The sequence below is a fragment of the Burkholderia sp. R-40 genome (assembly GCF_049942845.1).
GTDB classification, from domain to species: domain Bacteria; phylum Pseudomonadota; class Gammaproteobacteria; order Burkholderiales; family Burkholderiaceae; genus Burkholderia; species Burkholderia ambifaria.
On the sequence record NZ_CP187967.1, the window covers coordinates 2,525,390 to 2,545,884 of the forward strand.

At 69.6% G+C, this 20,495-nt stretch carries 19 protein-coding genes; 8 read left to right on the forward strand and 11 right to left on the reverse strand.

The genetic code is table 11. From position 1 onward, the window contains the following. The first annotated feature begins 6 nt into the window (after positions 1-6). The 8 genes from ACP26O_RS11700 to ACP26O_RS11735 all read left to right on the forward strand — a co-directional run bounded on the left by ACP26O_RS11700 (position 7) and on the right by ACP26O_RS11735 (position 7,735). Positions 7-516 carry an RDD family protein gene (locus ACP26O_RS11700; RefSeq protein WP_175664988.1) on the forward strand — a complete coding sequence of 170 codons (510 nt, stop codon included), beginning with the start codon at positions 7-9 and terminating at the stop codon, positions 514-516. A gap of 242 nt (positions 517-758) precedes the next feature. Continuing rightward, positions 759-1,697, forward strand: coding sequence for a UDP-2,3-diacylglucosamine diphosphatase (locus tag ACP26O_RS11705; RefSeq protein WP_175664989.1), 939 nt, complete (start codon positions 759-761; stop codon positions 1,695-1,697). Between the two features lie 29 nt (positions 1,698-1,726). Next, the gene (locus ACP26O_RS11710; RefSeq protein WP_126228234.1) at positions 1,727-2,761 is read left to right on the forward strand and encodes a glycosyltransferase family 4 protein; all 1,035 of its coding nucleotides are present in this window, start codon (positions 1,727-1,729) and stop codon (positions 2,759-2,761) included. After that, positions 2,758-3,294, forward strand: a complete 537-nt coding sequence (locus ACP26O_RS11715; protein WP_011657499.1) for a diacylglycerol kinase — start codon at positions 2,758-2,760, stop codon at positions 3,292-3,294. The genes ACP26O_RS11710 and ACP26O_RS11715 overlap by 4 nt, the downstream gene beginning before the upstream one ends. Before the next feature lie 193 nt (positions 3,295-3,487). Further along, the gene (locus ACP26O_RS11720; RefSeq protein ID WP_011657500.1) at positions 3,488-4,243 is read left to right on the forward strand and encodes a TetR/AcrR family transcriptional regulator; all 756 of its coding nucleotides are present in this window, start codon (positions 3,488-3,490) and stop codon (positions 4,241-4,243) included. Beyond that, the gene (locus ACP26O_RS11725) at positions 4,240-4,824 is read left to right on the forward strand and encodes a TIGR00730 family Rossman fold protein (RefSeq protein ID WP_011657501.1); all 585 of its coding nucleotides are present in this window, start codon (positions 4,240-4,242) and stop codon (positions 4,822-4,824) included. The genes ACP26O_RS11720 and ACP26O_RS11725 overlap by 4 nt, the downstream gene beginning before the upstream one ends. Before the next feature lie 22 nt (positions 4,825-4,846). Continuing rightward, positions 4,847-5,608 carry an SDR family oxidoreductase gene (locus ACP26O_RS11730; RefSeq protein ID WP_175664990.1) on the forward strand — a complete coding sequence of 254 codons (762 nt, stop codon included), beginning with the start codon at positions 4,847-4,849 and terminating at the stop codon, positions 5,606-5,608. A gap of 228 nt (positions 5,609-5,836) precedes the next feature. Beyond that, positions 5,837-7,735: an ArnT family glycosyltransferase gene (locus tag ACP26O_RS11735; RefSeq protein WP_175664991.1), complete on the forward strand. Its 1,899-nt coding sequence runs from the start codon at positions 5,837-5,839 to the stop codon at positions 7,733-7,735. Between the two features lie 79 nt (positions 7,736-7,814). On the opposite strand, the gene ACP26O_RS11740 is transcribed toward ACP26O_RS11735, so the two are convergent. From ACP26O_RS11740 to kdpB, 11 genes are all read right to left on the reverse strand, one after another. Beyond that, positions 7,815-8,432, reverse strand: coding sequence for a DUF924 family protein (locus tag ACP26O_RS11740; RefSeq protein ID WP_011657504.1), 618 nt, complete (start codon positions 8,430-8,432; stop codon positions 7,815-7,817). Next, positions 8,429-9,160: an alanyl-tRNA editing protein gene (locus ACP26O_RS11745; RefSeq protein WP_175656585.1), complete on the reverse strand. Its 732-nt coding sequence runs from the start codon at positions 9,158-9,160 to the stop codon at positions 8,429-8,431. Before ACP26O_RS11745 ends, ACP26O_RS11740 begins: the two co-directional genes overlap by 4 nt. 104 nt (positions 9,161-9,264) lie before the next feature. Then, positions 9,265-9,675 carry a group II truncated hemoglobin gene (locus ACP26O_RS11750; protein WP_105830715.1) on the reverse strand — a complete coding sequence of 137 codons (411 nt, stop codon included), beginning with the start codon at positions 9,673-9,675 and terminating at the stop codon, positions 9,265-9,267. A 43-nt stretch (positions 9,676-9,718) separates the two neighbouring features. Beyond that, a complete protein-coding gene (locus ACP26O_RS11755; RefSeq protein WP_175665090.1) occupies positions 9,719-12,223 on the reverse strand; it encodes an ABC transporter permease in 2,505 nt (834 codons plus the stop codon). Between the two features lie 107 nt (positions 12,224-12,330). Continuing rightward, positions 12,331-12,948: a DUF4126 domain-containing protein gene (locus ACP26O_RS11760; RefSeq protein ID WP_012364337.1), complete on the reverse strand. Its 618-nt coding sequence runs from the start codon at positions 12,946-12,948 to the stop codon at positions 12,331-12,333. A gap of 222 nt (positions 12,949-13,170) precedes the next feature. Beyond that, positions 13,171-13,491: a quaternary ammonium compound efflux SMR transporter SugE gene (sugE, locus tag ACP26O_RS11765; RefSeq protein ID WP_011657508.1), complete on the reverse strand. Its 321-nt coding sequence runs from the start codon at positions 13,489-13,491 to the stop codon at positions 13,171-13,173. 161 nt (positions 13,492-13,652) lie between these two features. Further along, entirely contained in the window at positions 13,653-13,937 is a 285-nt protein-coding gene (locus tag ACP26O_RS11770; RefSeq protein WP_175664992.1) for a putative hemolysin, read from the reverse strand. Positions 13,938-14,098: 161 nt separating this feature from the next. Next, positions 14,099-14,797: a two-component system response regulator KdpE gene (gene kdpE, locus ACP26O_RS11775; protein ID WP_012364338.1), complete on the reverse strand. Its 699-nt coding sequence runs from the start codon at positions 14,795-14,797 to the stop codon at positions 14,099-14,101. Then, on the reverse strand, positions 14,790-17,627 hold the full coding sequence (locus tag ACP26O_RS11780) for a DUF4118 domain-containing protein (RefSeq protein WP_175664993.1): 2,838 nt from the start codon (positions 17,625-17,627) through the stop codon (positions 14,790-14,792). Before ACP26O_RS11780 ends, kdpE begins: the two co-directional genes overlap by 8 nt. A gap of 145 nt (positions 17,628-17,772) precedes the next feature. Continuing rightward, positions 17,773-18,354 (reverse strand): potassium-transporting ATPase subunit KdpC, encoded by a 582-nt coding sequence (kdpC, locus tag ACP26O_RS11785; protein ID WP_175664994.1) that lies wholly within the window; start codon positions 18,352-18,354, stop codon positions 17,773-17,775. A gap of 24 nt (positions 18,355-18,378) precedes the next feature. After that, the gene (kdpB, locus tag ACP26O_RS11790; protein ID WP_105830718.1) at positions 18,379-20,490 is read right to left on the reverse strand and encodes a potassium-transporting ATPase subunit KdpB; all 2,112 of its coding nucleotides are present in this window, start codon (positions 20,488-20,490) and stop codon (positions 18,379-18,381) included. Positions 20,491-20,495: the final 5 nt, after the last annotated feature.

A 20,495-nucleotide genomic window follows, 5' to 3' on the forward strand; every position in this document is an offset into this window, starting at 1 on the left:
ACGACCGTGGCGAGCGCCCCCGCATCCCAGGCCCCGGCCATCGCCGCGCCGTCCGTGCGGCGGCGCCTCGCGGCGATGCTGTACGAAGCCGTGCTGCTGTTCGGCGTCGTGTTCTTCGCGGGCCTCGCATTCAGTCTCGCGATGCAGCAGCGCAACGGGCTCGTCCATCACGACCTCCTCGCCGCGTGGATCGCGCTCGTCGCCGGCGCGTATTTCGTCTGGTTCTGGACCCACGGCGGCCAGACGCTGCCGATGAAGACCTGGCGGCTGCGGCTCGAATCGTCGAGCGGCCGGCCGCTGAGCGCCGCGCATGCACTCATTCGCTATGCGCTCGGCTGGCTGTGGTTCCTGCCGCCGCTCGCGCTGCATCCGCTGCTCGGCCTGTCGGTACCCGTCACGCTCGCGCTCGCCGCCGCATGGATCGTCGCGTGGGCCGGCGCCGCCCGCCTGCACGCCGATCGCCAGTTTCCGCACGACCGCCTCGCGCGCACGCGCGTCGTCGCGATTCCGCGCTGACGAACTGACGCCCCGCGCGGTTCGCGCATCCGTCAGACGAAACCCGTCGAAACCGCCCACAGCACCACCCCGCGCGGCTTGCCCGATAGCGACCGGCCCGTCGGTTCGGCAGATTACCCAACCCCACCCCATTCACTGCTAAACACGCCGCGACGACAGTAATAAGAACGTCTCGTGACTGTCACGGCATGGTCACGCCCACATGGCGCAATGCCGGTAATGTCAATCGGCGCGAGTCATGCATGGGCCAGAAAACGTCCGCGACCTCCCTGTTCCGTCAACCGCTCGGCGCCCGCGCCGTCACCGCCTTCGTGTCCGGCGCGGCCGCGACCGATGTCCTGTCGGCGCACGAGCCGCCGACCGCGCACGCGACGCAGCACGACGATCCCGAACCGTCCGCGCATCGTTACCGCACGATCTGGCTGTCCGACATCCATCTCGGCTCCAGCGGCTGCCAGGCGCCGTACCTGCTCGACTTCCTGCGCCACAACGATTCGGAGTACCTGTACCTCGTCGGCGACATCATCGACGGCTGGCAGCTGAAGAAGGGCTGGTACTGGCCGCAGGCGCACAACGACGTGGTGCAGAAGGTCCTGCGCAAGGCGCGCAAGGGCACGCAGGTGGTGTACATCCCGGGCAACCACGACGAAGGCGCGCGGCAGTTCTGCGACCTCGCGTTCGGCGACATCCAGGTGCGCGGCGAAGCGTTTCACACGACGCTCGCGGGCAAGCGTCTGTGGATCGTGCACGGCGACCTGTTCGACGGCGTGATCCAGCACGCGAAATGGCTCGCATATCTCGGCGACACGCTCTACACGCTGATCCTCGTGCTGAACCGCTGGTTCAACCGGATCCGCAGCCGGCTCGGCTTCCAGTACTGGTCGCTGTCGCAGTATCTGAAGCACCAGGTGAAGAACGCGGTGAACTTCATCTCGCAGTTCGAGACCGTGATGACCGACGAAGCGCGCCGCCGCGGCTGCGACGGCGTCGTGTGCGGGCACATCCACAAGGCCGAGATCCGCGACATCGACGGCGTGCTGTACTGCAACGACGGCGACTGGGTCGAGAGCCTGTCCGCGCTCGTCGAAACGATGGAAGGCGAACTGAAGATCGTCTACTGGACGGCGATGCGCACCGCGCCGTCCGCAGCCCCGTCGCGCAAGGCCAAGGCCACCGCCTGACACAACTCCACTTACAGGACACAGCCGCGATGAAGATCATGATCGTCACCGATGCATGGGAACCGCAGGTCAACGGCGTCGTGCGCACGCTCAAGAGCACCTCCCGCGAACTCACCGCGCTCGGCCACCGGGTCGAAATGCTGACGCCGCTGGAATTCCGCACGGTGCCCTGCCCGACCTACCCCGAGATCCGCCTGTCGATCCTGCCGTACCGCAAGCTGCGCGCGCGCATCGATGCGTTCGCACCCGACGCGCTGCACATCGCGACCGAAGGCCCGCTCGGCCTCGCCGCGCGACGCTATGCACGCTCGCGCAAGCTGCCGTACACGACCGCGTATCACACGCGCTTTCCGGAATACGTGCAGGCGCGCTTCGGCATTCCGCTGTCGGCGACCTACAAGTTCCTGCACTGGTTCCACGGGCCGTCGCTCGCGGTGATGGCGCCGACCCCGGTCGTGAAGCAGGATCTCGAGAAGTTCGGATTCACGAACGTCGTGCTGTGGACGCGCGGCGTCGATCTCGACATCTTCCGGCCGATGGAGTCGAAGGTGCTCAACACCGCGCGGCCGATCTTCCTGTACGTGGGCCGCGTCGCGATCGAAAAGAATGTGGAGGCGTTCCTGCGTCTCGACCTGCCCGGCTCGAAGTGGGTTGCGGGCGAAGGCCCGGCACTCGCCGAGCTGAAATCGCGCTATCCGGAAGCGAACTATCTCGGCGTACTGTCGCAAGCCGAGCTCGCCAAGGTGTATGCTGCGGCCGACGTGTTCGTATTCCCGAGTCGCACCGACACGTTCGGCCTCGTGCTGCTGGAGGCGCTCGCGTGCGGCACGCCGGTCGCCGCTTACCCAGTGACGGGCCCGATCGACGTGCTCGGCGGGGGCGCTGCCGGCGCGATGCACGAAGACCTGCAGGAAGCCTGCCTCGAGGCGCTGAAGATCGAACGCGACACTGCCCGCGCGTGGGCCGAGCGCTTCTCGTGGCGCGCGGCGTCCGAGCAGTTCGCGTCGCATCTGAAGCCGCTGCCGAAGACCGCGTACTCGCCCGCCGAAGGTGCCGCCGTTTGAAACGAGACCTGAACGACAAGACCCCCGACGCTGCCGCGACAGCGCAACTGCATCATCCGTTCGACGAAGAAGAGCCGCATGCCGACGCGGACGTGCACACGCACGAACCGCTCGGCCCCGACGATCGCCTGGCGCCGCTGCCGCCGAACCCGTACAAGCGCCACCGCGGCATCACGCGCGCGTGGTACGCGCTCAAGCATTCGCTGAACGGGTTTCGCGTCGCGATCCGCGAGGAGAGCGCATTTCGCCAGGAACTCACGCTCGCCGCGCTGATGCTGCCGATCGGTGCGTTCTCACCGGTCCCGGCCGCGTCGCGCGCGCTGCTGATCGCGTCGGTGCTGCTCGTGCTGATCGTCGAGCTGCTGAACTCGAGCGTCGAGGCCGCGATCGATCGCATCTCGCTCGAGCGCCACGAACTGTCGAAGCGCGCGAAGGACCTCGGCAGCGCGGCGGTCACGGTCGCGCTGTTCGCGTGCGTGACGACGTGGGGCTTCGTGCTCGGCCCGGTCGTCGCGCGCTGGCTGGGCTTCTAGCGGCATCCGCGGCAGCACCGCCGTGCGGCGGTGCACCATGCGGCGGGAACGCGCGGCGATCACGAAATGCGCCGTTGGCAGGAAACAGCGGTTTATAATCGTCCGCTAGACTTAGAACAGCAACCCGCGCCGGACGAATCTCGCAGCATCGATTGCAGCGCCCGCCAGTCCGGCACACACAGGGCCGGACGACATGGAAGCGAAACCTCCCCGCCGCACCCGCGAACGGATTCTCGAGTTGTCGTTGAAACTCTTCAACGAGATCGGCGAGCCGAACGTCACGACCACGACGATCGCCGAGGAAATGGAAATCAGTCCAGGCAACCTGTACTACCATTTCCGCAACAAGGACGACATCATCAACAGCATCTTCGCGCAGTTCGAGCAGCAGATCGAACGGCGGCTGCGCTTCCCCGAAGATCACCGTCCGACGATCGACGAGACCTGGTCGTACCTGCAGTACATGGCCGACTTCATGTGGACCTACCGGTTCCTGTATCGCGACCTCAACGACCTGCTCGCGCGCAACCGCACGCTCGAGACGCACTTCAAGCAGATCATCAGCCACAAGGTGCGCTTCGCGCACGACATGTGCGAACTGCTCGTGTCGGACGCCGAAATGGTCGCGACGCCGGCCGAGATCGAAGTCATCGCCACCAACATGGCCGTGATCTCGACGTACTGGCTGTCGTATCAATACGTGATGCATCCGCGCAAGTACAACGATCAGGACGCGATCCGCGAAGAGCTGCACCAGGTGAGCATGCACGTGATCTCGGTGATGGCTCCGTACCTGCGTGGCCGTTCGCGCCAGCTGTTCGACGATCTCGTCTCCGGCAAGCTGCCCAAGCGCCAGTTCACCGACTACCTGCCGCCGCGCGACGGTTCGCCGCGCCCCGCCGGCAGCCCGGTCACCGCCAGACCCGCCGCGAAGGATACGAAACAATGAAGGCAGTGTGCGTTTACTGCGGCTCGTCGTCCGGCGTGCGGCCCGTCTATGCGGACGCCGCGCGCGCGTTCGGCCGCGCGCTCGTCGATGCGGACCTGACGCTCGTCTACGGCGGCGGCCGGGTCGGCCTGATGGGCGTGATCGCCGATGAGGTGATGGCCGCCGGCGGCCGTGCGGTCGGCGTGATCCCCGAGCTGCTCGTCGACAAGGAAGTCGGTCATACCGGGCTGTCGGAGCTGCACGTCGTGCCCGACATGCACCACCGCAAGAAGATGATGGCCGACCTGGCCGACGCGTTCGTCGCGATGCCCGGCGGCGCCGGCACGCTCGAGGAATTGTTCGAGGTCTATACGTGGGCGCAGCTCGGCTATCACCGCAAGCCCGTCGCGCTGTACAACATCGATTCGTTCTACGATCCGCTGATCGCGCTGCTGCGTCATACGGTCGACGAAGGCTTCATGCGTCCGACCTACTTCGACGCGCTGTGCATCGATGCCGAACCGGTCGCGCTGATCGATCAGCTGCGCCGCTACCAGCCGCCCGTCCGCGACAAGTGGGCGTCCGACGACGCGGCCAAGTAACGCTTACGGAGAGCCACGCGCGATGCCTGCACTGTCCGATCGCAAGGCCGTCCTGATCACCGGCGCGAGCCGCGGCATCGGCCGCGCGACCGCCGTGCTCGCGGCCAAGCGCGGCTGGGACGTCGGCATCAACTACGCGCGCGACGCGGCCGCCGCCGAACTCACCGCGCAAGCGGTTCGCGACGCCGGCGCACGCGCGTGCGTCGTCGCCGGCGACGTCGCGAACGAGGCGGACGTCATCGCGATGTTCGACGCAGTCACGGCGGCGTTCGGCCGCCTCGACGCGCTCGTCAACAATGCGGGGATCGTCGCGCCGTCGATGCCGCTCGCCGACATGCCGGCCGACCGGCTGCGGCGGATGTTCGACACCAACGTGCTCGGCGCTTATCTATGCGCACGCGAAGCCGCGCGCCGGCTGTCCACCGACCGCGGCGGGCGCGGCGGCGCGATCGTCAACGTGTCGTCGATCGCGTCCCGGCTCGGTTCACCGAACGAATACGTCGACTACGCGGGCTCGAAAGGCGCGGTCGATTCGCTGACGATCGGCCTGGCGAAGGAACTCGGCCCGCACGGCGTGCGCGTCAACGCAGTGCGCCCGGGGCTGATCGAGACCGAAATCCATGCAAGCGGCGGCCAGCCGGGGCGCGCCGCGCGCCTCGGCGCGCAGACCCCGCTCGGCCGTGCGGGCGAAGCGCAGGAGATCGCCGAGGCGATTGTCTGGCTGCTCGGCGACGCGGCGTCATACACGACGGGCGCGCTGCTCGACATCGGCGGCGGACGATAATCGCCCCGCAGGCGCCCCAACGCGCCGACTGAACATTCTTCTGGTCACGACACCACAAATCTCCACAATATCGTGACCATTTCAGTAAACATTCGTAACACTTCCATGCTCTACTAGCGCCAAGCCTGAAAACGGTCGGTCATCCGGCTGTCTTTCTCGCCTTGATGCGCCCCTTATTGGTTCCGGCCCATGTCGCCGGACCGGCTTGACCCGACCGAGATCTTTTCCATGCCCGGAACCGCAGCACCCGGCCGGCGACGCACGTCCTCCGTGCCCGCTTCGGCCACGCACGCCCGATCAGCCGCCGATCCCGCTCCCAACGCGACGCTCAGTGCCGCCGGCACGCCCGCCGTGGCAGGCGCCACCGCGACGAAGGGCCCCGGCGATCGCGTGCTGCGGCTCGGCTGGCGCGTTTGGCTGCTGGTCGCCGCGCTGGTCTGCGCGTATACGCTGCCGGGCGTGCTCGGCCACGATCCGTGGAAGCAGGACGAAACCTATACGTTCGGCATCATCGAGCACATGCTCGAGACGGGCGACTTCGTCGTGCCGACCAACGCCGGCCTGCCCTTCATGGAAAAGCCGCCGCTCTACGCGTGGGTCGCGACGAGCCTCGCGTGGCTGCTGCAGCGGGTGATGCCGCTGCACGACGCAGCACGGCTCGCGAGCGCGCTGTTCGCCGCGCTTGCCTTCGGCTTCATCGCACGCGCGGCACGCAGTGCCAGCCGCGCCCAAGGCTGGCTCGACCTGCGCGTGATCGGCCCTGTCGTGCTGAGCGCGGGCACGCTCGTCGTCATCAAGCACGTGCACGACATGATGACGGACGTCGCGCTGTTCGCCGGCACCGCGATGGCCTTCTGCGGCCTGCTCGAGCTCGTGATGCAGCACGTCGCGCGCGCGCAGCAGATGCGGCATGCGCTGCCGATGCAGCCGTCGGGCCGCTGGGCCGCGCCGATGTTCGGCGCGGGCGTCGGCATCGCGCTGATGGCGAAGGGGCTGTTCGTGCCGCTCGTGTTCGCCGCCACGCTCATGGGCGCGCTGGTGCTCTACCCGGCCTGCCGCACGCGCGCGTTCGCGCGCTCGCTCGCGGTCGCCGCGCTCGTGTTCGCGCCGTTCGCGCTGATCTGGCCGATCGCGCTGTTCCTGCGCTCCGAGACGCTGTTCATGACCTGGTTCTGGGACAACAACGTCGGCCGCTTCTTCGGCTTCTCGGTGCCGGAGCTCGGCGCGGAAAACGACAAGCCGTTCTTCATCCTGCGTGCGTTCCTGCTCGTCGGCTTCCCGGTCGCGCCGCTCGCGATCGTCGCGCTGGCGCGCGGCGCATGGCGTGACTGGCACGCGCCGCGCGTCGCGCTGCCCGTGCTGTTCGCCGGCATCGGCCTCGCGGTGCTGCAAGTGTCCGCGACCTCACGCCAGCTCTACATCCTGCCGTTCTTCGCGCCGCTCGCGCTGATCGCCGCGCAGGCGATCGAACGCCTGCCGCGCGGGCTGCATCTCGCGTGGGATTACCTGAGCCGCCTGCTGTTCGGGAGCGCCGTCGCGCTCGCGTGGGTGATCTGGGCGGTGATGGCCGATCCGCGCGCATCGCGGGCCAGCCTCGCCCCGCTCGGCCGCTGGCTGCCGCTCGACTGGACGATGCCGATCGTGCCGGGGTTCGTGATCGGCGCGCTGGTGCTGACCGTCGGCTGGCTGTCGCTGCTGCCGAAGCTGCGCACGACCGGCCCGTGGCGCGGCGCGCTGTCGTGGGGCGCGGGCGCACTGGTGGCGTGGGGCCTCGTGTATACGCTGCTGCTGCCGTGGCTCGACGTCGCGAAGAGCTACCGGTCGGTATTCGACGACCTGGACGCGCATCTCGCGCTCGAATGGCGCGACGACGACTGCATGGCAAGCCTGCACGGGCTCGGCGAGTCGGAAGCGCCGATGCTGTACTACTTCTCCGGGATCCAGCACACGCCGATCGACGACGCGAAGACGACGCGCTGCACGTGGATGATCGTCCAGGGCGTGCGGGCCGTCGATCCGGCGCCGGGCAGCGAATGGAAACTGTTCTGGAGCGGCGCGCGCCCGGGCGACAACGCGGAACTGCTGCGCGTCTACGTGCGCACGCCTGAAGCACACGACACGCCGTGATGGTAACGCGGCGCCGCAACGGCGCCGCAGTCATGATTCCCGGCCCGGCGTCACGCCCCGCGCGCCACCGCTGCGCACGTCAAAACGACGAACCGGGCTCGCGCAGGAAGGCCGCCTCTTCGTCGGTCGACGCGCGACCGAGAATCGCGTTCCGGTGCGGGAACCGCCCGAAGCGCTCGACCACCGCCGCATGGCGCAGCGCGAAGTCGTGATAGCTCTCGCACCCGGCTTCGTCGCGAATGCCCGCGCACAGCCGCACGGCCTCGCGCTGGCTCTCATGCGACTCGTCATGTTCGAACGGCAGGTACGCAAACGCGCGGTGATGGCCGCTCGGCAGTTGCGCGTCCCATCCGGCCGCGACGACGCGCCGTGCGAGCGCCAATGCCTTCGAATCGGCGGCGAATGCGCGCGGCGTGCCACGGTGAATGTTGCGCGAGAACTGGTCGAGGACCACGATCAGCGCGAGCGCACCAAGCGGCGTGGCGGCCCAGTGATCGCACGCGCCGTCGCATGCGGCGTCGAGCAACGCGCCGTAGCGTGTGCGCAGCACGTCGTCGAACGCGGCGCCGCCGTTGAACCACACCTTGCGCGCGTGGCCGAACTCGGCCGAACCCGGCTCGCCGAACCAGAAATCGAGAATCTCGCGTGCTTGCGGATCGAGCGCCGCGGCGGTGTCGGTCAGGTTGTCGATCGTCATGCAAACTCCAGTACGACGCGGCGTGTGCGCGCGCTCTTCTTTTCAAGTTTGGCGACCCGCAGATCGCCGATTTCCGACGTGTTGCGCACGTGCGTGCCGCCGCACGGCTGCAGGTCGACGCCGGCGATGCGCAGCAGCCGCACGCGGCCCAGCCCCATCGGCGGCTTCACGCTCATCGTGCGCACGAGCTCGGGCCGCTCGGTCATCTCCGCGTCGGTGATCCATTCGGTCGTGACCGCATGCGCGCCGCCGACCAGCTCCGCGAGACGGCGCTCGACGTCGGCGCGGTCGATCGCGTCGGACGTCGCGAAATCGAGCCGCACGTAGTCGGCCGTCACGCTGCAGCCGTCGACCGGGTACGGCAGCACCGCGCACATCAGGTGCGCGGCCGTATGCAGCCGCATGTGCCGGTAGCGGCGCTGCCAGTCGATGCCCGCGACCACGCGCGCGCCGGGCGCGAGCGCCGCGACACGTGCTTCCTGGCCCGGCGCGGGCACGTGCACGGCGTCGTCGGGCGTTGCGCCGTCGAACTTCGCCTTGCGCGTGTCGGCGATCGCGATCGTGCCGCCGTCGGGCAGCGTCAGCATGCCGGTGTCGCCGGCCTGCCCGCCGCCGAGCGGATAGAACACCGTGCGATCGAGCCGGATGCCGTCATCGCCGACGGCCGCGACGACGGCGTCGCATTGCGTCAGATAGGCATCCTCGCGAAACAGGGCCTGGGTCGTCATCGGGGGAACCTCGCATCGATCGGGGAAACGGTCAGTGTCGCGCCGCACCGGCGCGGCGCCCAGACGCAGATCGTCCGGCGTCCGGACAGTGGCGTACCGGTCGATCAACCGGGCCGGTTGCGCATCCAGTCGGCCGTGTCGTAGAACGAATGCATGAGCCGCTCGCGCAGCGGCTCGGGCAAGCCGGTGTCCTCCATCGCCCACGCCATGCAGCGCAGCCACTGGTCGCGCTCGACCGACGCGATCGGGAACGGCAGGTGCCGTGCGCGCAACCGCGGGTGGCCGAACCGGCTGATGTAGTGGTCGGGGCCGCCGAGCCAGCCGCACAGGAACCAGAACAGCTTGTCGCGCGAGCCGTCGAGCGACGCCGGATGCAACGCGCGAATCTCCGCGAACTCGGGCTCGAGGTCCATCAGGTCGTAGAAACGGTCCACCATCTCGCGCACGCGGCCTTCGCCGCCCACGAGCTCGAACGCCGTCGGCTGCGACGGCGCATCATCATTCACATCGGTCATTACGGATAATCGGAAACGGGATATTCGGGGCCGCCGGCGACGCTCAGGCGTCGCGCAGCGACTGCAGCGCGGGGCGCCGCAACACATTATGCAGGCTCAGCCAGCCGGCCGCACCGGCGCATGCGACACCGGCCGCGATGCCGGCCGGCACGAGCCACGGATCGACGGCGAGCTGGAAGTCGAACACGCGCGATGCGAGCACCCAGCCGACCGCGATCGCGCCCGCCGACGCCAGCGCGCCGGCGAGCGCGCCGACGACGATGAATTCCGCGCGCTGCACCGCGTTGACCTGCGCGCGCGACGCACCGAGCGCGCGCAGCAGCGCGGCCTCGTGCACACGCTCGTCGCGCGAGCCGGCGAGCGCCGTGTACAGCACGAGCACGCCCGCCGCGAGCGTGAACCCGAACAGGAACTGCACGGCGCCGACCACCTGCAGCATCATCCGCTGCAACTGCGCGAGGATCGGCGCGACGTCGATCGCGGTGAGGTTCGGGTAGCGCGCGATCAGCGGATCGAGCAGCGCGGCTTGCTCGGCCGGCAGGTGGAAGCTCGTCAGGTAGACGGCCGGAAAATCCTTCAGCACCGGCGGCGGCATCAGCACGAAGAAATTGACGCGGAACGAGCCCCAGTCGAGCTTGCGCACGCTGGTGATCGGCGCATCGACCGTCAGCCCCGTCACGTCGAAGCGCAGCGTGTCGCCCGGCTTCACGTTCAGGATCTTCGCGAGCCCGTCCTCGATCGAGATCTCGGGCCTCGCCGAGTGGCCGAACCAGTGGCCCGCGACGATCCGGTTGTCGGACGGGAGCTCGGTCGTATACGACAGGTTGAATTCGCGGTCGACGAGCCGGCGCGCCTCGTCCGATGGATACGCGTCCGGGTTCACCGGCTTGCCGTTGATCGCGACGAGCCGGCCGCGCACCATCGGCGCGGGCACCGCGTCGCGCACGCCGTGCGCGGCCAGCCACGCCGCGACGTCGTCGCGCTGGTCGGGCTGGATGTCGATCAGGAACTGGTTCGGCGCATCGGGCGGTGTCGACTGCCGCCAGCCGGCGACGAGGTCGTTGCGCGTAATCGCGATCAGCAGCAGGCACATCAGGCCCAGCGCGAGCGCGGTGATCTGCAGCGCGCTCGCCGTGCCGCGCCGGTGCAGCGACGCGAGCGCGTAGCGCCAGCCGATGCCCGCGGCCACGCGCGCATTGCGCACCGCGCGCGCCGCCGCGTACAGCACGAGCCGCGCGATCAGCGAGAAACCGACCAGCGCGCCGGCGAACCCGCCCGCGACGATCAGCCCGAGCTTCAGGTTGCCCGCCGCGACGATCAGCAGCCCCGCGAACAGCACGACGCCGATCGCATACGCGGCCCACGCGATACGCGACGCGTCGCCCCAATCCCGCCGCAGCACGCGCACCGGCGGCACGCGCGTGAGCGGCGCGAGCGGCGGCAGCGCGAAGCCGAGCAGCAGCACGAGTGCGGCGCCGACCCCGACGAGCGCGGGCCAGAGGGTCGGCGCCGGCAACGCGACCTCGATCAGGCCGCCGAGCGCGGCCAGCAGCGCCCAGTGGCCGACGTAGCCGAGCACCGCGCCCGCGATGCCCGCGACGATGCCGATGCCGGCGAATTCGAGCGCGAACAACGCGCCGAGCGTGCGCCGGCTCACGCCGAGGCAGCGCATCGTCGCGCAACCGTCCAGATGGCGCCGCATGTAGCGCTGCGCGGCCATCGCGATCGCGACCGCGGCGAGCAGCGCGGTCAGCAGCGCGACGAGCGTCAGGAAATGGCGCGCGCGATCGAGCGTCTGGCGCACCTGCGGCTGACCTTCCTGCAGCGATTCGAGGCCGACGCCGCGCAGCTTGCCGCCGTCGACGCGCCCGTGCGCGTAGGCTTCGAAGCGCGCGACGGCCGGCGTGTCGCCGGCAATCAACAGCCGGTACGTGACGCGGCTGCCGTAGCCCGTGAGTCCGGTCGCGGCGAGTTCGTCCGCGCGCATCATCAGCCGCGGCGAGAAATTGACGAACGAGAAGCCGCGATCGAGCTCGCGGGAGATCGACGCGGCGACCGTGAACGTGCGCAGCCCGACGCGCACGGTGTCGCCCGCCTTCAGATGCAACGCATCGAGCAGCGCGGGATCGGCCCACACGGTGCCGGGCGCGGGAATCGTGGTCGCCTTGTGCGCGGCGCTCGCGCCGGCCGGCACGATCTCGACCGCGCCGCGCAGCGGATAGCCGGGCGACACGGCCTTCACGGCCGCGAGGCGCGCGGGTGCCGCGCCGCTCGCGTGACCGCCGGCGGCCGACGCGATCATGCTCGGGAAGATGGCGGTCGTCGCGGTGCGCAGCCCGAGCGCGCGCGCCTCGCGATCGAACGACGGATCGACGGGATGGTCGGCGCGCACGACGAAATCGGCGCCGAGCATCTGGCGCGCATCGCGCTCGAGCCCCTGGCGCAGCCGATCGGCGAGAAAACCGACGCTCGTGAGCGCCGCGACTGCCAGCACCAGCGCGAGCACGAGCAGCGTCAGCTCGCCGGCGCGCCAGTCGCGCGCGGTCATCCGCGCGGCCTGATGGATCAGGTCGTGCCAGCCGAAGCGGCCGGCATGGCCGGGCCGCCCGGCCGGCGAAGGGTCAGCGTGCTGCCGCTCGGCGGGTGACGGCGCCTTCAATCGCGCTTGCCCCCGATCGAGTTGAGCCGCGTCACCATGTGGTTCGCCATCCCGCGGAACCCGCCGGACACGCCGCGCCACAGACGCGGCAGCGCCCACGCCGACGCGGCGATGAACGCGGCGAGCAGCACGAGGAACGCGAGCGGAACGAAGAAAGCGAGCGCGAGGCCGCCGAACACGAGCCCGTCCTCGGTGGACGACGCGACCCAGTTGGAGATCGGTTCCGGAGAGAGATTGATCAGCGCGCGCGTGCCGGCCTTCGCGACGTGCGCGGCGCCGGCGAGCGAACCGCCGGCCAGCCCGGCGACCGCGAGCACGGTCGGGTCGGCATGGCCGAGCGCACCGGCGGCCAGCACCGCGCCGGCCGGAATGCGGATGAACGTGTGCACGGCGTCCCACAGGGAGTCGAACGCGGGAATCTTGTCGGCAAGGAATTCGGTGACGGCGAGCACGGCGGCGGCGCCGATGACCCACGGCGACGTGAGGACCGCGAGCGTATCGGGCAGATGAAGCCAGCCGACCCGCGCGAGCACGCCGGCGATCAGAACCGTCAGGTAAAGGCGCAGCCCGCTCGCCCACGCGAGCCCCGCGCCGAGCGAAATGGCTTCGATCATGGCCCTCTCCTTGCACGTGCCGTGCGATTTGCCGATTGATCGGATCGAGTCGGTATGACCGGCCGCGCGGCGCGTGGCGACCGGCCCCGCCTGCCGCGAACGGCGCAACGGCATTCAGGCCCGAATGCGTTCCATTATAGACAGGCTGCCAGGAGGGCCGACGCAATTCCGCGCTGCGTCACGGCCGGGCGCGGGCGCCGGCCGGCGCCCGGCAGGCCGGTATCAGGCGGACGACGACAGTTTCAGGCCGACCAGCCCGAGCACGATCAGCGACGCGCTCGCGACGCGGGCGACGGTCAGCGCCTCGCCCATCATGACAATCCCGAATATGAACGCGCCGACCGCGCCGATCCCCGTCCACACCGCATACGCGGTGCCGAGCGGCAGCTGGCGCATCGCGACCGCGAGCAGCCCGAAGCTGGCGAGCGACGTGACGATCGTAAACACCGACGGCCAGAGTTTCGTGAAACCCTCTGACGATTTCATGCCGGCCGCCCAGGCCACTTCCAGCAAACCGGCGATCAACAACAATACCCACGCCATCTCGACCTACTCCGTCTCGGATGGGGCCGTCCCCGTTGAATCGAATGACCCGGGGTCGTCCCCGGGCGGCGCCGAGTATAACAAGAGGCTTACAGGTATGCAGGATGCCCACATTGAGAATCGGGCCGGAGCAGGGTCCGGCCGCGGCGGCCGCGCCGCGTTCAGTTCGCCGCGCGCTTGGCGCCGCCGCCGCCGACGCAGCGGTCGTCACGGTACAGCGCCCATTCGTCGCACACGCGGCCGTCCTTGAACACGCACATCCCGACCTGACCGCTCGGCAGGTTGCGGATCATGTGGCGGCCGCCGAGCTTCACGCAGTTGACCGACGCGGGATTGGCAAGCGCCGCTTGCGGCGCCGAAGGCTGCTGCCCCGGGGGCAGCGGCTGCGCGAACGCGCCCGATGCGGCAAGCGCCAGCACACACATGACGACCAGACGGACGGACATTGCACCCTCCTCGGTTTCGTTCGCGTAACGGTCAGCATAGCGGGGAACGCGTGGCCGGTGTGCGCGGCCGGCGCGTGCGGCGACGATGTCGCGCCGACGCAACTTCACCGGCGCGCGGCCTTGCATTCCGGCCGCATCACGCGGCGGGCATCACGCCGCAATCACGCAGCGCCGACGAGCCGGTAGCCGACGCCCGTCTCGGTGACGATGTGCTCGGGCTGAGCGGGATCGCGCTCGAGTTTCTGGCGCAGGTGCGCCATGTAGATGCGCAGATAGTGGTGGCTCTCGACATGCGACGGGCCCCATACGTCGCGCAGCAGCTGGCGATGCGTGAGCACGCGTCCCGCGTGCCGCACGAGCGTCGCGAGGAGCCGGTACTCGAGCGGCGTCAGGTGCACGATCTCGCCGTCGCGCCACACCTGGCGCATCGCGAGATCGACGCTCACGCCGCCGAAGCTGACCTTCGGCGATTCGTTCGCGCCGCCCTGGTTGCGCCGGCGCAGTTGCGCACGGATCCGAGCGCGCAGTTCGGACACGCCGAACGGCTTGGTCAGGTAGTCGTCGGCGCCCGCGTCGAGCGCGGCGACCTTCTCGTCTTCCTGCGTGCGCGCGGACAGCACGATCACCGGCACTTCCGACCAGCCGCGCAGCTCGCGGATCACGTCGAGGCCGTCGGTATCGGGCAGGCCGAGGTCGACGATCACGAGATCGGGCTTGCGGGTCGCCGCGTCGATCAGCCCCTGCTTGCCCGTCTCCGCCTCGAACACGGCGATGTCCTCCTCTTCGAGCGCGGCGCGCACGAAACGGCGGATCTGTTTTTCGTCCTCGATCAGGACGACGGTCAGGCTCGGTTCACTCATGGTCTGGCAAGGGCTCGGAGGGTGACGATGCGCCGGGCACGTCGAGGTCGTCGTCGGGTACGGCAGGCACGGCCGGCGGCGTGTCGACCGGCAGCGTGAACCAGAAGCGCGCGCCCGTCACGCGGCCGTCGGGCCCGGTCCGGTTGAGCGCGCCGATTCTACCGCCGTGCGCCTCGACGATCGCGCGGCAGATCGCGAGGCCGAGCCCGATGCCCGGCGTCGCCGATTCTTTCTCGCCGCGCGTGAACTTGTCGAAGATGCGCGTTTCCATCCCGCTCGGCAAGCCCGGGCCGTGATCGTCGACGTGCACGCGCACGAACGGGTGGCCATCGTCGGTCACGCGCTCCGCGCCGATGTCGATCGGCGTGTCGGCCGGCGTGTACTTCGCCGCGTTCTCGAACAGGTTGGTGAAGAGCCGCTCCATCAGCACCGCGTCCATCTGCAGGAGCGGCAGGTCGGCCGGCAGCGACACGCGCGCGGGATGCTGCGCGAGCACGCGCTTGCACGCGGCGAGCGCGGCGCCGACGGTTTCCTCGAGCAGCGACCACTCGCGCTTGAGCTGCACGCTGCCGGCCTGCAGCCGCGCCATGTCGAGCAGGTTCGTGACGATGCCCGTCATCCGCAGCGCCTCGTCGTGGATCGCGTCGACGAGTTCGCCTTCGCGCTGCGCGGAGCGTTCGGCCGCCGGCGTGTGCGGCGCGGCCGCGCGCGCGTTCGCGAGCATCGACGAAAAGCCGACGATCGTCGTGAGCGGCGTGCGCAGGTCGTGCGAGATCGCCGACAGCAGCGAGTTGCGCAGCCGCTCGGACTCCATGTTGACGAGCGCATCGCGCGCGATCTCGACGTAGTGCACGCGTTCGAGCGCAAGCGCGATCTGCGCGGCGAACGCATCGAGCATGCGCAGCTGTTCGGGCACCTCGAGCTCGCGCGGATCGCGCGACGCCACCGCGAGCACGCCGCGCGTGCGCATCGGCGCCTTCAGCGGCAGGTACAGCGCGGTGGTCGCGGGCAGCGTGTCGGTGCCGCGCCCGGCCGGCTTCTGCTGGTCGTACACCCACTGGCCGACGTCGCAGTCGAGATCCGCGCCCGTCAGCGTGACGACCGCGTCGGGTTCCTCGATCTTCTGCCGCACCTGGTCCGCGCTGTCGGGCAGCAGGAACGCGACGCGCGCGCGGAACACCTCGCCCACGTGGCGGCTGCCGATCTCGACGATCTGCTCGGTCGTCAGCGCCGCGCCGAGTTCGCGCGCCATCGCGTAGATCGCGCCGGTCCGGCGCTCGCGGCGCTGCGCGATGCTCGCCTGGCGCGTCAGCGTCGACGTCAGGTGGCTGATCACGAGCGACGTGAGCAGCATCCCGAAGAAGGTCAGCAGATATTGCGTGTCGCTGACCGAGAACGACATGCGCGGCGGCACGAAGAAGAAGTCGAACGCCGCGACCGACAGGAACGACTGCAGCACGCCCGGGCCGCGCCCGAGCCGCACGGCCGAGAACACGACGCCGAGCAGGTACAGCATCACGAGGTTCGTCAGGTCGAGCCGTGCGGACACGACGCTCGCGACACCGGTGATCGCCGCGCAGATCGCGGCGGCGTACAGGTAGTGTTGCAGCGGCGAACGCCGCGTGCCGAGGTGCGCAAACGCATCGCGCCAGTCGCGTGCGCCCGCGTCGAGCGGCACCGCGCGCACTTCGTCGCTCGCCGACGCACGGATCAGCATCAGGTCGACGTCGCCCGCGCGTTCGGCGAGCTTTTCGCCGAACGGCCGCGCGAAGCGGCGCACGAGCCCGACCTTCGACGAGCCGCCCGCGACGATCTTCGACACGTTGCGCACCTTCGCATAGCCGATCAGCGCGGCAACCGCGTCGTCGCCGGCGAGCGTGGCCGTCTCCGCGCCGAGCTCGGCCGCGAGCTTCAGCGCATCGAGCGTGCGCTGCCGCCGCGCGTCGGGCAGCCGCTGCAGCCTCGGCGTCTCGACGTACACGGCGATCCAGTCGGCCCTCACGCTCGCGGCGAGCCGCGCGGCCGCGCGCACCAGCGTCGGCGCCTCGGGGCCGGGCCCGACGCACACGAGCAACCGCTCGCGCGCCTGCCAGATGCGCTGGATCGAACGGTCGGCGCGGTACTCGCGCATCTGCGCGTCGACGCGGTCGGCCGTGCGCCGCAGCGCCAGTTCGCGCAGCGCGATCAGGTTGCCCTTGCGGAAGAAGTTGCGCACCGCGCGCTCGGCCTGCTGCGCGAGATACACCTTGCCGTCGCGCATCCGCTCGAGCAGCTCCTCGGCCGGCAGGTCGACCAGCGTGACCTCGTCGGCCGCGTCGAACACGCGGTCGGGCACGGTCTCCCACACGCGAATGCCGGTGATCGCGCCGACCACGTCGTTCAGGCTTTCGAGGTGCTGGACGTTGACGGTGGTGTACACGTCGATGCCCGCATCGAGCAGTTCGTACACGTCCTGCCAGCGCTTCAGGTGACGCGCGCCCTGCACGTTCGAATGCGCGAGCTCGTCGACGAGGATCAGCTGCGGCGCGCGCGCGAGCGCGCCGTCGAGATCGAATTCGGCAAGCGTGCGGCCGCGATACTCGATGCGCGCGAGCGGCAGCACGTCGAGGCCGTCGAGCAGCGCGGCGGTCTCGCCGCGGCCGTGGGTCTCGACGATGCCGACGACGACGTCGACGCCGTCCTGCAGCCGCTGGCGCGCGGCCTGCAGCATCGCGTAGGTCTTGCCGACGCCCGCGGACGCGCCGAAGAAGATCTTCAGCTGGCCGCGCCGCTGCTTTTCTTCGTCGCGCTGCAGCTTGTCGAGGAGTTGGTCGGGATCGGGGCGGTTCATGCGTGACGAAGGCGAAGCGCCGGATGGCGCGCGAGTATCGGCATTGTTGTTCCAAATCGCCGCAAAAGGCAAAGACGGCGCAAGCGCCGTCGGAAAAATCGAACCCGGCGCGCCGCAAGCCGCGCCGGGAAGCCCGCGTCCACTTTCAGTGCGCGGCCTGCGCCGCGTCGAGCGCGAGGTTCAGCTTCAGCACGTTCACGCGCGGCTCGCCGAGCACGCCGAACTGGCGGCCCGCCGTGTTCGCGGCGACGAGCTGCGCGACCGCGTCGGCGCTCAGGTTGCGCGCCTTCGCGACGCGCTCGACCTGGTACGCGGCGGCGGCCGGCGTGATTTCCGGATCGAGGCCGCTCGCCGACGCCGTCACGAGATCGACCGGCACGGGCTTCGACATATCGGTGCCCGCGTCGCGCAGCGCGGCGATGCGCGCCTTCACCTGCTCGGCGAGCGACGGATTCAGCGGGCCGAGGTTCGAGCCGCCGGAGCCGCTCGCGTTGTACGGCATCGGCGAGGTGGCCGACAGCCGGCCCCAGAAGTATTTCGGCGCATCGAACGGCTGGCCGATCAGCGCGGAGCCGACTGCACGGCCGTCCTTCTCGATCAGGCTGCCGTTCGCCTGCGACGGGAACACGGCCTGGCCGAACACGGTCATCACGGCCGGGTAAGCGAGCCCCGTCACGACGGTCAGTACGACAAAGATCACGACGAGCGGGCGAATCAACGTTTTCATGATGGTTCCTTCAGGTACGGCGCATCAGGCCCAGCCGAGCGCGGCGAGCGTCATGTCGATCAGCTTGATGAACGGGAACGGCAGCAGCAGGCCGCCGAGGCCGTACACCAGCAGGTTGCGGCGCAGCAGCGACGCGGCGCCGAGCGGCCGGTATGGGACGCCCTTCAGCGCGAGCGGGATCAGCGCGACGATGATCAGCGCGTTGAAGATCACCGCCGACAGGATCGCGGACGCCGGCGAGCTCAGGTGCATGATGTCGAGCACGCGCAGCTGCGGGTACGTCGTCACGAACGCGGCCGGGATGATCGCGAAGTACTTCGCGATGTCGTTCGCGATCGAGAAGGTCGTCAGCGAGCCGCGCGTCATCAGCATCTGCTTGCCGATCTCGACGATCTCGATCAGCTTCGTCGGGTTCGAATCGAGGTCGACCATGTTGCCGGCTTCCTTCGCCGCCTGCGTGCCGGTGTTCATCGCCACGGCCACGTCGGCCTGCGCGAGCGCCGGCGCGTCGTTGGTGCCGTCGCCCGTCATCGCGACGAGCCGGCCGGCCGTCTGGTGCTCGCGGATCGTCGCGAGCTTGGTTTCCGGCGTCGCTTCCGCGAGGAAATCGTCGACGCCCGCCTCCGCCGCGATCGCCGCGGCCGTCAACCGGTTGTCGCCCGTCACCATCACGGTCTTGATGCCCATCTTGCGCAGTTCCGCGAAGCGCTCCTTGATGCCGCCCTTCACGATGTCCTTCAGCTCGATCACGCCGAGCACGCGCGCCACGCCGTCATGCAGGTCGGCCACGACGAGCGGCGTGCTGCCGCGGCGCGCGACGTCGTCGACCGCGCGGCGCACTTCTTCCGGGAAGCGGCCGCCGTGCGTCTCGACGTAGCGGCGAATCGCGTCGGCCGCGCCCTTGCGGATCTCGCGACCGGGCGCGCCGGCGGGCGTCCCCTCGGGGAACAGATCGACGCCGCTCATGCGCGTCTGCGCGGAAAAGCCGAGGAACGTCGCGTGCAATTGCGCCATGTCGCGCTGGCGGATGTTGAAGCGCTCCTTGGCCAGCACGACGATGCTGCGCCCTTCCGGCGTTTCGTCGGCGAGCGACGACAGCTGCGCGGCGTCGGCCAGCGCTTCCTCGGTCACGCCCGGCGCGGGCACGAACATCGACGCCTGGCGGTTGCCCAGCGTAATCGTGCCGGTCTTGTCGAGCAGCAGCACGTCGACGTCGCCGGCCGCTTCCACCGCGCGGCCCGACGTCGCGATCACGTTCGCCTGCATCATCCGGCTCATTCCCGCCACGCCGATCGCGGACAGCAGACCGCCGATCGTCGTCGGGATCAGGCACACCAGCAGCGCGACGAGCGCGGTGATCGTCACCACGTGGCCGGCCTTCATCGCTTCGACCGAGAACATCGAGAACGGCAGAAGCGTCGCGGTCGCGAGCAGCATCACGATCGTCAGCGCGACGAGCAGGATCGTCAGTGCGACCTCGTTCGGCGTCTTCTTGCGCTTCGCGCCTTCGACCATCGCGATCATCCGGTCGAGGAACGCCTCGCCGGGGTTCGCGGTGACCGTCACGACGATCCAGTCGGACAGCACGCGCGTGCCGCCCGTCACCGACGAGAAGTCGCCGCCCGACTCGCGGATCACCGGTGCGGATTCGCCGGTGATCGCCGATTCGTCGACCGAGGCGACGCCGTCGATCACCTCGCCGTCGGCCGGGATCACGTCGCCGGCCTCGACCAGCACGACGTCGCCGCGACGCAGGTCGGACGCGGTCGTGATGCGGATCGGCGACTTCGGATGCGGCTCGTTCAGCTTCTTCGCCAGCACATCCTTCTTCGCGCTGCGCAGCGACGCGGCCTGCGCCTTCGAACGCCCTTCGGCGAGCGCTTCGGCGAAGTTCGCGAACAGCACGGTGAACCACAGCCACAGCGCGATCGCGAGGATGAAGCCGGCCGGCGCCTCGGCCTGGCCGGCGAGCGCCGCGATCCACAGGATCGTGGTCAGGATGCTGCCGACGTACACGCAGAACATCACCGGGTTGCGGAACTGCGTGCGCGGCGTGAGTTTCTTGAACGAGTCCACGATCGCCGGACGCAGCAGCGCCGGATCGAACATGGACCGTGTTGCGGAATGTTGAGTCATTGCGA